Genomic DNA, 11,751 nt, shown 5'->3' on the forward strand with positions numbered 1-11,751 from the left:
CATGGCACTGCACCCGAAGATCGCCGAGATCGTCGCGAACCTGCCCCACCCGGAGGGCCCCCTCGACCCGGTCGCCATGCGCGCCGGCGACGAAGCTCAAGTGGCTCCCCTCGCCGAGCGCCTCCCGCTGCACGCCGTCGAGGATTCCGTCGCCCACACCCCGACCGGAGAGGTTCCGGTACGGATCTACACGCCGACCGAGGCCGACACCTACGGCGTGCTCGTCTACTTCCACGGCGGAGCGTTCTTCCTGGGCAGCCTCGAGACCCACGACCACGTGGCGCGGTCCCTGGCCCACGAGGCCGGACTGAAGGTCATTGCCGTCGACTACCGGCTCGCCCCGGAGAGCGCCTTCCCGGCCGGACTCGACGACTGTTACGCGGTGGTCCGATGGGTCGCCGAGCACGGCGGCGAACTCGCCTGGGACGAGACGACACTCGCGATCGCCGGCGACAGCTCCGGCGGCACCTTCGTCGCTGCCGTCGCCGCGCGGGCCCACGACGACGGCTTCGAGAAGATCACCCACCAGGTCCTCTACTATCCCTCGCTCGACCTGGACTTCGACGAGGACCGCTACCCGTCGCTGCGGGAGAACGCCGTCGGGTACGGCATGGAAACCGCCGGGCTCGCACCGTTCAACGCCTTCTACCTCGACAGTGGTGCCGACCCGGCCGACCCCCGCGTCTCACCGATCAAGCGAGGGGACCTCACCGGCCTGCCGCCGGCACTGATCCTGACCGCCGAACACGACCCGCTGCGCGACGAGGGCGAACTGTACGGCCGGCGCCTCCGCGAGGCCGGCGTCGACGCCACGGTCACCCGCTACGCCGGCGCGGGCCACGGCTTCGTCCAGCACTTCGGCTGGATCCCGGACTACCACAAGGCCTTCGAGGAGACCGCCGCGTTCCTGCAAGGAGGCGGGAAATGAACGGTCCGGCCGTACCCGTCCACCCGTTGCAGTCGCCCTGGGGCCGGTTCCACCTCTACACCTTCCTCATCGACGCCCCCGAGATGGCGATCGTCGACACCGGCATCGCGTCCTCCCCAGCCGACGGAATGAAACCGGCACTCGAGAAGCTCGGCCGGCGCATCGAAGACGTGAAGTGGATCCTGCTCACCCACGGCCACATCGACCACATGGGCGGCGCATACGCCCTGTGGGAGATGACCGGCCGCCGAGCACAGGTCGTCATCGGTGCCGCCGACGCACCGTTTCTGCGCTCACGACAGACCCACGTCGACGAATACCTCGCCGGTCGCGGCAGATATCTGCACGACCCCGAAGGCGTCGCGAAGGTCACCGCCGCGGGCCACGCGGTGATCTCCGGCGAGATGGAGCCCACGATGGTGGTCCACGGCGGCGAGCAGATCCGCCTCGGCTCGGTCGACGGACGTGAGGTGACCGTCTCCGTCCACGCCATCCCCGGACACACACCCGGCTCGGTCGCCTACGTCCTCGACGGGCAGAACGACGCGTTCGTCGGTGACGCCGTGCAGGTCCACGGCGCCGCGAACGGGTTCCCGGGCTTCACGGACCCGGCAGCCTATCGGCGCAGCCTCGCGTACCTGCGCGACGAGATCCGGCCCCGACACCTCTACCTGGGCCACCCCTACCAGCGGACCGACGGCACCCCCTACGGTGTCCGACTCGACGCCGACCAGGCCGCCGAAGCCCTCCACGAGAGCCTCGACATCGAGGGCCGCGTCGGCGCGGCCGCCCACCACTGCCTGTGCGCCGGCCTCCACGACACCGATTCCCCCTATTCGCCGTTCACACCGGTCGCCGACGCGGTCGGCTACACGAACGATCCGACCCTCGAGCCGTCGCCGTTCTTCACCTCGATGCACGGCTACACCGTCGAGTACCGAGACCGCCAGTACCAGCCCGAGGAGCAGCGATGACACAGAGCACCTGGAAGACCATCCGGGCCGGCGAACAACAGATCGCCGTCACCAAGAACCTGCGGATCCCGATGCGAGACGGCATCACCCTGGTCGCCGACGCCTACCGCGCCGTCGACGAACCTGACACGGTCACGCCGCGACCGGCACTCGTCGCGCTGAGCCCCTACGGCAAGGAACTGCAGGCACTCGCGCTCACCATGCCCCCGCAGCGTCGCCCGTCGCCGATGTGGGACGGCTGCATCGAGGCCGGTGACATCGCGCGCGTCGTCGCGAACGACTACGTCCACGTCATCGGTGACCTGCGCGGCTCCGGAGGATCCGAAGGCGAGCACATCGGCAACTACAATGCCGGGGGAGTGCCCCTCGGACAGGACGCCTACGACTTCATCGAATGGGTCGCGGCACAGCCCTGGTGCGACGGCAACGTCGGCATGATCGGCATCTCCTACTTCGGGTCGATGCAGGTCCTTGCCGCGGCCGAACGCCCGCCGTCACTCAAGGCCATCTTCGTCTCCGGCGGCCACTACGACTTCTACGAGACGACCTACCACGGCGGCATCATGTGGCTCATGCCCCGCGCCGCCCGCGAGGGCCGCGGCGGCGACTCCGGCTGGGCGTTCACCGACCGCGTCAAGTCCCGCATGCTCGAAACCCACTCGGCCGAGGAGATCGAGAAACTCGTCACAGAACGACTGCAGGACCCGGACGTCCAGGCCTGGCCGAACCTCGTCCACACCCTGTACTACCCGACGAACCACGAGGCCTGGTTCGACATCGTCATGAACGACGTCGACGGCGACTGGTACGAGGAACGCAACCCGGTCAACCTCGCCGAGAACATCGACATCCCCGTCTGGCTGCAGATCGACCAGGGCCGCGGATGGACGATGGACGGCACTATCGAATGCTTCGACCGCATACCCGCGGCGAACAAGAAGCTCACCATCGGCCCCTACCCGCCCATGCAGTCGCGCCCCTTCATCGAAGAGCACGACAAGATGTTCCGCTGGTACGACAAGTGGCTCAAGGGCATCGACAACGGCATCGACACCGAACCGGCCGTCTCCGTCTTCGTCGAAGGCACCCGCAAATACGCCGAAGGCGACGCCTTCCCGCCGAAGCCGGTGGAACATCGAGAGCTGTTCCTGCGGCCGCGAGGCACGCTGTCCTTCGAGCCCGAAGCCATGGGAGTCGAACACGCCGCCCCCGACGGATTCTTCCAGGCACCGCTGACCGTGACCGACAAGGTCGAGATTCTCAGCTGGTCGACCGCTGTGTTCGAGGAGTCGGCCGAGCTCATGGGTACCGGCGCGTTCCATCTGTTCGCAGCGATCGACCAGGACGACACGAACTGGATCATGCGGCTCTGGAACGAACGGCCCGGCGGCCCCCGCCAGCTCCTGACCACCGCATACCTCAAAGCATCGATGCGCGAACTCGACCCCGAACACTCGACGCCGGGCAGCCCCGTCCACCCGCTGACCCGCAAAGTGCCGGTCGAACCCGGTGTCATCGAGGAATACGTACTGCGCGTATATCCGTTCGCCGCCACGATCCTGCCCGGCCACAAGATCGTGGCAGAGCTGTCGTGCAACGAGCCGCTGTTCGACGCCCACAACGCGCTGCTGCCGCCGGATGCCTTCCACGTACCGGTCGGGCGCCCGGTGACCCACAAGATCTACCGCGACGCCGCGCACCCGTCGCGGCTGGTGCTGCCGTTCACAATCATGCAGTAGCATCGCAGATCATTCCGGGCTGGTATCGTCACCGCACGGTACCGGCCCGGAACAATCTCAGCTCTATCAGCCCGCGAGCAGGCCCCTCTCCTTACCGATATCGCGGCGAGGAACAGAGGCTCGCATCGGGCGCTTGCGTCAGAGTTCAATCCGAGTGGATCGGGCCGTCCACCTCAGTCTCCGTACTCGACGAGTTGCCCATCCTGATAATGGTGGCGTGGGCGCGGTGGGCAGGCGCAACGCGGGCGCCGCGGCGAACGAGGCTCTTGAGGTCTTCACGGTCTTCGAACTGGTCTTCAGTGAATTCGGTACCATCGACATCGGCGCCGTCGAAGTTGACCTCCAAGAGATCAGAGCCCATCAAATTCGCGCCGCGTAAATCAGCACCCGACATGTTTGCGCTGTCCATATTCACATTCGTCAGGGTTGCGTTGCTCAGATCAGCCCCGCTGAAGTCGGCGTTCTCGAAATACGCGTACCGCGCATACATCTCCCCGCAACTGGCATTCAAGAGGGAAGCGTCCGTGAAATTTGCCGCTTCGAAATCGGATCTCGACAAGTCCGCGTTCGACAGATCTGAACGACTGAGATCGACACCTGCCAAGCGTCCGTGCCGTAGGTCGATCGACGGAAGAACTGACGATTTCAGGTCGGTTTTCAGGTGCGACCAGCGAGATAAACGCGACAGATGAGGCACGTTCGTTTTGGGCGGAGCAACTCCGCGAGCGCGAGTCCACCAACTCGATCGCAGTGACAACTCTTCGATCACTACTTTCCGGACGAACATTTCACTCCGCAGATCCGCGAGGTCTTGGGGTGGACGACCGCAGTTATACCGTCGGATTACGTCGATGGCGGTCTGCGCTTCGCTATCGTTCCCTGACGACACCCAATCGTCCGCGAGCGAGAGCATTCCGTAAATTCCAGCCATACGGACAGCGGGGGAGGTGTGTCCCAGTTGCTCTGAACATGCAGAGTATCGTTCTGCTCTTAGGCGATCCCGGTGGTGGCCTCTCATCTCTTCATGATGTGAGATATCGACCTGACGGTTCAGGGCTGCACGTCTGGAGACGAGCACGGCCGCCGTGACGACACCTCCGCCGGCGACTACCGTTGCGAGCGGCTGAGCCAACTCAATCATGTATTCCCCTTGGAAAATCATTGCGCCAGAACATATTACCCAAGTTTAGCGAGGGTCGTCGGTGCCCATACCGGCCACCGCACCGCCCCGACCGGCCCGCCCGCCGCGAACCGCGCCACCGGCGCCGGCGTCCCCGAAGCCGTGTCGTACACCGTCGCCTGATCCGCGCGGCGGATCGCCTCGACCACCAGCGGCCACAATCGTCGATACCGCGCCCGGATCTTGTCGTCCGGCACCGAATGCCCACCCGCGGACACCCGGTGCGCCACACGCGCGACCGACATGGCCTCGGGCACCACCATCACGTGCAACACCACTACGAATCCGGCGCGCTGCGCCCGGTCGATCAACTCGAGCTTCGACTCGTGCGAGAACACCGTCTCCGCGATGAAGGAACGTCCCTCGGCGATGAACCGGTCCCGCACCGTCGCCGCCACCTGCGCCGCCTCGTACGACATTTCCTCGGCTCGATCCGGCCAGCGCTCCCGCGCGATCACATCCGCATTGACGAACACACTGCGCGGCAGCAGGGGAACGAGAGACAACTCCACGAACGTCGATTTACCGGCGCCGTTGGGGCCGACCACCAGATCCAGACGCCTCATGCGTCGTCGAGCACACGAGTCGTTCCATCCGGATGCCGCTCGACCAGACGACCCTCATCGTCGAGCACAACCGTGGTGATCCCGCGCGCGGCGAGCACGCCGGGATAGTCGGTGTCCGCGAGATGGTCGGCAAGTCGGGCGTCGATCTCCGCGTTGAACAGGCGCCCTTCGGCATCGGTGAGATCGGTGGTCGGGCGGGAGCCGGCCAATGCGTCGCGCACCCGGCGCAGCGACGCGGTCTCGTGGGCGGTCATGGCCCGCCCGATCCGCGCCCAGTACTCGAGTTGCTGGCGACCGGTGCGATTCTGCCGCCCGCCCTCGGCGATGGCGCTGTCGACGAGTTCGGCGTCGAATCGGGCGACCTTGTCGGTGTGCGTGGCCATCACGACCTCCTCTTGTTGCAGACTGCTACCGATTGTAGCGGGATGCAACGGAAAGCGCCCGGCCGACCCATCACGATGGACCGGCCGGGCACCGAAGGGGAAGTCGGTCAGCGAGGAAGGGGGCTGTAGAACACCAAGCCGTTGCCCTTGTTGTCATACACCACCGCGCGGCGCTCGTGCGCATCGTCGTACGGGCCCTTCACGATGCCGCCACCGGCCTCCTCGATGGCCTTCGCGGCGCCGTCCACGTCGTCGGTCTTGATGCCGACGACGACCTGCCCGTGGATCGGATGGTCGACCGAGGTTGCGAGCGCCAGGGTGACGCCACCACCGTCGAGGGCGGCGAAATGCGTGCCGTCGCGGAATTTGAGACCCATGCCCAGGGTGTCGCCGTAGAACTTGATCGACTCGTCGAGATCGTCGGTCGACAGCACGATCATCTTCACTTCATGGCTCAACATTGCCTCCTCGGACGAAAGTTTCCTCAGCGTAACCTGTTCCGAGGCCGCTCGGTCAGGGTCGATGGTCACCCATTGCCGGCGCTCCGTCGCAGTTCGCGATCGTCGGGGCTGCGGCGACGATGCTCGAGTGCAGCGGAGGAGTCGAGCCTCCGAACGCCTAGAATATGATGCACATCACTATCCAAAGGGGGTGTGTGATGACCACACCTGACATGGAAGAAATCGACCAAAGCAAGCTGGAGCAGACACTCGGGCAACTGGTCACCGACATGGGTGCCGCGATGAACGGCGCACTGGTCCTGATCGGGGTCGACCTGGGGCTTTGGGAAGCACTCGACGGCAACGGACCACTGACCGCCGATGCACTGGCCGAACGCACCGGCGTGCGCGAACGCTATGTGCGGGAATGGCTGTCGGCGCAGGCCGCGAGCGGATATCTCATGCACGACGCGAGCACTGGAACATTCACACTGTCACCGGAGCAGGCGATGGCGCTCGCCCGCGCGGACAGCCCGGTCTACCTCGCCGGCGGCTACCACCTGATCAGCGCGGTGTTCAAGGACCGGGAGAAGATCACCGAACGAATCCGTAGGGGAGAGGGATTCGGCTGGCACGAGCATGACACGGCTGTTCACCGGCACCGAACAGTTCTTCCGGCCGGGATACCGCGCCAATCTCGTCGATTCCTGGCTGCCGGCGCTCGACGGCGTTGTCGACAAACTCATAGCTGGTGCCGAGGTGGCCGACATCGGATGTGGTCACGGCGTGTCCACGACGCTCATCGCGCACTCCTTCCCGAATTCGACCGTGCACGGCTTCGACTACCACGAGGGATCCATCGTGCGCGCACGAGAACTGGCAACCGAACAGGCACTCGGTAATGTGGATTTCGCTGTCGCGTCGGCGGCCGACTACCCGGGTGACGGCTACGATCTGGTCTGCTATTTCGACTCCTTGCACGACATGGGCGATCCGGTCGGTGCACTGCGACATGCGCACGAGACACTGGCCGACGATGGCACTGTGATGCTCGTCGAACCGTTTGCGCACGACAGTCTCGCCGAGAATCTCAATCCGGTCGGGCGCATGTACTACGCGGCATCGACGGTACTGTGCACGCCGTCGTCGCTCGCTCAGCCGGTGTCGCTCGGTCTCGGCGCACAGGCTGGCGAGCAGCGCCTCGCCGAGGTTGCGGCCGAGGCGGGATTCGGCAGTTTCCGGCGGGCCACCGAAACGCCGTTCAACCTGGTGTTGGAGGCGTCCCACTGAATCGGGAAACCCATCGTTAGAAACGTCACGTGACATTTCTAACGATGGGTTGGCGGACATCGGGGAGTAGGTCAGAAGATTCGGGCTAGGGTGCGCCGAAGCGGCAATTCGCGCCAGATGAGGACAAGGTGCATCGGGGCTCGAGCCCGGGCGTGGCACATCCCGGACTTCCGGGCGTGATCCGCAACCGCGCCGAGCGTCGGGTCGGCGCGCCAACTCCGCACCGATGCCGGCAACGGGTGTAGACGACGAACGCGGCGACACAGTGTGCACCGACGAACGCGTAGTGCGGGTGTGCACCGAGGGCGCCAGGAAACGCCGAAGGCGGCGATAATGCGGCAAAACCGCAGGTCGCACTTTTGCCGATAATGTACATTATGTCAAGTCGTCGAGATCTGGGGCTGCCCGATCGCTACCCGGGGTGGGTTCGGGCCGCGAATGATGCGTCGCCCAGTGACATCCCGACTGCTTTCCTTTCGGTAAGGATCGGCCGACGAATCCTTCCATCGCGGGCTTTCCATGAGCGTCGATGTGGCCTCGCGCTCCATGTCGACCCGGCGTCGCCCGGTTCATCTCCCGCGCGTGGCTCGCCTGCGTGTGCGCCGGGCGCATGACGTCGCGCGTCGACATCTCGGTGACTGTGCGGGCAGATGTGCCGATTGCCCGCGTCGCCGAGTGTCGGTGCGCAGAGTCGGTAGGCCCGCCCCCACTGCGCCGTCACCCCGCTCGAGTCGATCTTGATGGATAATCACCATTATCCATGAAATAGGCTGTGCAGCACAGGATTTGGAAATAAGTCGCCGAGCGGTACACGGGTTCGCGCACGACGGCGGCGGCGATGGTGCGCACCGTCCGCCTCACCGCGGTCGGCCCTCGTATTTCCGTGCCCTGCCTCGGCCGTTGTTCCCACGGCCCGGCGTGTGGGAACAACGCCCCTCCTCCACCTTTGCGTGCCGTCCGAATTCGTACCGCTACTCCCCTACGGGCCCTGCTGGCACAGGGCCGTGACGAGACTCCAGCGTGGTCGTAGGAAAATAGTCGGATGGACTTGACCTTGATCGCGATCATGGGTGTCGCCAGCATCGTCTCGGTCGCGGCCTTCTCGAAGCGACTCGGGCTGGCCGCTCCCCTGATGCTGGTGGTCTTCGGAACGATATTGAGCTTCGTGCCGGGTGTACCCGACGTCGACATCGAACCCGAACTGATCCTGGCCGGGATCCTGCCTCCACTGCTGTACTCGGCGGCCGTTACCATGCCCGCGCAGGACTTCCGCCGAAACTTCAAGGCCATCAGCGGACTCGCCGTCCTGCTGGTGATCGTCACGACCGCAGGCGCGGGCGTGCTGTTCCACCTTCTGATTCCCGACCTCGGGTGGGCCGCATGCTTCGCCCTCGGAGCCATCGTCAGCCCACCCGACGCGGTCGCCGCCACCGCGGTGGGACGCAGACTCGGTCTGCCGTCACGCCTGCTGACCGTGCTCGAAGGCGAAGGACTCGTCAACGACGCCTCCGCACTGGTCCTGCTGCGATCGGCGATCGCCGCGATGGCCGGTGCTGTGTCGCTGTGGCACGTCGCCGGCGACTTCCTCTCCTCAGTGGTGGTCGCCACCGTCATCGGCATTGTCGTCGGTATCGTCAACGTCCGTGTGCGCGCCTGGTTCAAGGACTCCGTGCTCAACACCGCGGTCTCGTTCGTGATCCCGTTCGTCGCGTTCGTTCCGACCGAGCACTTCGACGCGTCCGGGGTGCTCGCGGTGGTCGTCGCAGGTGTGGTCACCGGCCACCTCGGCCCCAGATACCTCGGTGCCGAGGATCGCATCACCGAGGAAACGAACTGGCACACCGTCGCCTTCCTCCTCGAGTCCGCGATCTTCCTCATCACGGGATTGAGTCTCAAGCACCTGCTCGACGAGGTTCAACACGCCGGACTCCCCACCGGTCAGGGTCTGCTGATCGGTCTCATCGCGACCGTGTTCGTCATCGCGGTCCGAATGCTGTTCGTGGTCCCGCTCGTCGCCCTCCTCAAACGAGACGAGCGGAAGGCCGCCGAAACCCGCCCCATCCTCGAACGCCGGAGGGAACGGCTAGCGCAGCACCACGAGGATTCCGGCCTGCACCCGCGCCGCCGGGCAATGGTCAAGCGACGCTTCGACCGTGCCAGCGCCGATATGGATTTCCTGGTCACCGAAACTCTCGGCTGGCGCAGCGGTGTGGTGCTCGCATGGTCGGGCATGCGCGGCGCCATCACTCTCGCAGCTGCTCAGTCGCTCCCCAGCGACACCCCGTATCGCGCCGAGCTGATTCTGATCGCCTTCGTCGTTGCCGTGACCACGTTGCTGCTCCAAGGGTTGACACTGCCGATGGTGATCCGATGGGTGAAGATCCCCGGTGATGACTCGGAGCGGCTCCGCACCGAGTACGGTGACCTGCTGTCCGAGCTGGCAGATGCGGGCGAGGAGGCACTCGTGGCCGGCGCCGACGGAGCCGAACCGGATGTGGTCGAACAGGTCCGGAGCGACAGCTTGATCGGCAAGCGTGAGGCCCGCGGCACCACCCCCGACCCGGAACACGACACTCGGCGTGAAGAGTACGTCCGGCTGAGGCTGCTCACGATCGCGGCCGAGCGGGCTGCTCTCCTCGACGCCCGTAGTCGAGGAACCTACAGTTCCAAGACACTCAACGCAGCACAGCACCGCCTCGATATCGAAGAGACTCGACTACAGGCACTCGGTGAACATCTGTGAGCGACCCGGAGACCCGCCCGTGAGCGCGGGCCCATCCGGTGGTGGGTGATGGGATAGTCATATCGCCACCACGCGCAGCCGAGAGGAAGAGGCCTCCATGATTCGGGTGCTACTCGCCGAGGATGTTCGAGTCCTGAGGGAGGCACTCACGGAACTGTTGAGCCTCGAAACCGACATCGATGTCGTCGCGGCCGTGGGCCGCGGCGACACGGTCGTTGAGGTCGACCAGCAACCGCTGCCCGAAGTCGACGCCGAGGTCGGAATCGACCTGGGTCTGGCAACGTTTGCGGTCATGTAGGACGGCAAGATTATTGCGTCGCAGAAGTTTCTGCGGCGTGCGGAACGCACGCTCGGTAAGGCTCAGCGGACCCTGTCCGGCAAGGAGAAGGGGCATGTTCACCACCATGCTCGAGGAGAAGGCGCGTCGGTACGGACGGGCCTTTGTGAGGGTGGATCGCTGGTTCCCGTCGAGTCGGCTCTGCTCGGCGTGTGGTCGGATCGACGGGCCGAAGCCGTTGTCGATCCGGGAGTGGACGTGCCTGTGTGGTGTGGTCCACGATCGTGATCTCAATGCTGCATTCAACATTCTCGCCGCAGGGCGTGCGGAGAGGCGAAACGCCTGCGGAGGGACCGTAAGTCCTGCCGTCTAGCAGAAGGCGAGTCCCGGTGAAACAGGAACCCACCGAAGCGGTATGGCGTGTCGCGGTAGGGATCCCGGTCGTTCACGGCCGGGAGGACGTCAACAATGTGGCGCTCTACTGGTCGACGAATACGGCGGGCTCGGTTTCACGGGGGTGCGCAAGTTCGCCGAGTGTGATCACCGGAACATCGTGTCGTGGAATCTGTACGACGCGCCGGGTGGTCATTACGCGGCACATCTGGAGACGGGGCTGCTCGCCGAGGACATTCGGGGGTTCTATCGCGGCCGTCGCTGAACGATCGGGCGGGCGGGTGGCGTCGGGGTGCCACCCGTTCCGTGCTGCGCGCGCGAGGTTTCGGTACTGTGCAGCACACCGGATCGGCACGTGCGTTGTCCTAGGCAGGAAGGCTCTGATGACTGCTGGAGTGTGGCTGACACCCGGGCAGCTGTCGGAGCGTTCCGGTGTCGCGGTGTCGACACTGCATTATTACGAGTCCCGAGGGCTGATCGACAGTCGTCGCACTTCCGGCAATCAGCGCCGCTATCGGCGCGACACGTTGCGTCGGGTGGCGTTCATCCGGATCGCGCAGGGGGTCGGTGTGTCCTTGGAGGACATCAAGAAGGCCCTCGATTCGCTTCCTGACAGTCGGGTCCCGACTGCGGAGGATTGGGCGCGTCTGTCGCTGATGTGGCACGACGAGTTGACCCGCCGTATCGAGGCGTTGACCGAGCTGCGTGACGATTTCTCGGGGTGCATCGGGTGTGGATGTCTGAGTCTGAAGAGTTGTCCGTTGGCGAATCCCGGCGACGTGCTCGCGAAGGAGGGGCCGGGCCCTCGTCGGCTTCCGGTGCGGGGGGACTGAGCGGC

Annotated in this window: 12 protein-coding genes and 1 pseudogene; 8 read left to right on the plus strand and 5 right to left on the minus strand. The window is 65.3% G+C overall.

Annotated elements, in window-relative coordinates; all coding sequences use genetic code 11:
* The first annotated feature begins 1 nt into the window (after position 1).
* From Q7514_RS00060 to Q7514_RS00070, 3 genes are read left to right on the plus strand one after another with little or no spacing between them, the layout of a single operon-like run.
* Positions 2 to 928 carry an alpha/beta hydrolase gene (locus Q7514_RS00060; protein WP_330131247.1) on the plus strand — a complete coding sequence of 309 codons (927 nt, stop codon included), beginning with the start codon at positions 2 to 4 and terminating at the stop codon, positions 926 to 928.
* Positions 925 to 1,902 carry an MBL fold metallo-hydrolase gene (locus Q7514_RS00065; protein WP_330131248.1) on the plus strand — a complete coding sequence of 326 codons (978 nt, stop codon included), beginning with the start codon at positions 925 to 927 and terminating at the stop codon, positions 1,900 to 1,902. Before Q7514_RS00060 ends, Q7514_RS00065 begins: the two co-directional genes overlap by 4 nt.
* Positions 1,899 to 3,641: a CocE/NonD family hydrolase gene (locus Q7514_RS00070; RefSeq protein WP_330131249.1), complete on the plus strand. Its 1,743-nt coding sequence runs from the start codon at positions 1,899 to 1,901 to the stop codon at positions 3,639 to 3,641. The genes Q7514_RS00065 and Q7514_RS00070 overlap by 4 nt, the downstream gene beginning before the upstream one ends.
* Positions 3,642 to 3,786: 145 nt before the next feature.
* On the opposite strand, the gene Q7514_RS00075 is transcribed toward Q7514_RS00070, so the two are convergent.
* The 4 genes from Q7514_RS00075 to Q7514_RS00090 all read right to left on the minus strand — a co-directional run bounded on the left by Q7514_RS00075 (position 3,787) and on the right by Q7514_RS00090 (position 6,231).
* The gene (locus Q7514_RS00075) at positions 3,787 to 4,782 is read right to left on the minus strand and encodes a pentapeptide repeat-containing protein (protein WP_330131250.1); all 996 of its coding nucleotides are present in this window, start codon (positions 4,780 to 4,782) and stop codon (positions 3,787 to 3,789) included.
* A 35-nt stretch (positions 4,783 to 4,817) separates the two neighbouring features.
* Positions 4,818 to 5,387 carry an AAA family ATPase gene (locus Q7514_RS00080; protein ID WP_330131251.1) on the minus strand — a complete coding sequence of 190 codons (570 nt, stop codon included), beginning with the start codon at positions 5,385 to 5,387 and terminating at the stop codon, positions 4,818 to 4,820.
* Positions 5,384 to 5,770, minus strand: coding sequence for a TA system antitoxin ParD family protein (locus tag Q7514_RS00085; protein WP_330131252.1), 387 nt, complete (start codon positions 5,768 to 5,770; stop codon positions 5,384 to 5,386). Before Q7514_RS00085 ends, Q7514_RS00080 begins: the two co-directional genes overlap by 4 nt.
* A 107-nt stretch (positions 5,771 to 5,877) precedes the next feature.
* Positions 5,878 to 6,231: a VOC family protein gene (locus Q7514_RS00090; protein ID WP_330131253.1), complete on the minus strand. Its 354-nt coding sequence runs from the start codon at positions 6,229 to 6,231 to the stop codon at positions 5,878 to 5,880.
* Between the two features lie 281 nt (positions 6,232 to 6,512).
* Here Q7514_RS00090 and Q7514_RS00095 point away from each other — a divergent pair.
* From Q7514_RS00095 to Q7514_RS00105, 3 genes and pseudogenes are all read left to right on the plus strand, one after another.
* Positions 6,513 to 6,674: pseudogene (locus Q7514_RS00095) on the plus strand (SAM-dependent methyltransferase); the annotation flags it as partial.
* Positions 6,675 to 6,849: 175 nt separating this feature from the next.
* Positions 6,850 to 7,500 carry a class I SAM-dependent methyltransferase gene (locus Q7514_RS00100; protein WP_330131254.1) on the plus strand — a complete coding sequence of 217 codons (651 nt, stop codon included), beginning with the start codon at positions 6,850 to 6,852 and terminating at the stop codon, positions 7,498 to 7,500.
* A 1,042-nt stretch (positions 7,501 to 8,542) separates the two neighbouring features.
* Positions 8,543 to 10,243, plus strand: coding sequence for a cation:proton antiporter (locus Q7514_RS00105; protein WP_330131255.1), 1,701 nt, complete (start codon positions 8,543 to 8,545; stop codon positions 10,241 to 10,243).
* Positions 10,244 to 10,352: 109 nt separating this feature from the next.
* On the opposite strand, the gene Q7514_RS00110 is transcribed toward Q7514_RS00105, so the two are convergent.
* Positions 10,353 to 10,637, minus strand: a complete 285-nt coding sequence (locus Q7514_RS00110) for a hypothetical protein (protein ID WP_330131256.1) — start codon at positions 10,635 to 10,637, stop codon at positions 10,353 to 10,355.
* A 10-nt stretch (positions 10,638 to 10,647) separates the two neighbouring features.
* On the opposite strand from Q7514_RS00110, the gene Q7514_RS00115 reads away from it, so the two are divergent.
* Both Q7514_RS00115 and soxR read left to right on the plus strand, forming a co-directional pair.
* A complete protein-coding gene (locus Q7514_RS00115) occupies positions 10,648 to 10,893 on the plus strand; it encodes a transposase (RefSeq protein ID WP_330131962.1) in 246 nt (81 codons plus the stop codon).
* Between the two features lie 403 nt (positions 10,894 to 11,296).
* Positions 11,297 to 11,746, plus strand: a complete 450-nt coding sequence (gene soxR, locus Q7514_RS00120; RefSeq protein WP_169690209.1) for a redox-sensitive transcriptional activator SoxR — start codon at positions 11,297 to 11,299, stop codon at positions 11,744 to 11,746.
* Positions 11,747 to 11,751: the final 5 nt, after the last annotated feature.

This window comes from Rhodococcus artemisiae (assembly GCF_036327795.1).
Classification (GTDB): Bacteria; Actinomycetota; Actinomycetes; order Mycobacteriales; family Mycobacteriaceae; genus Rhodococcus; species Rhodococcus artemisiae.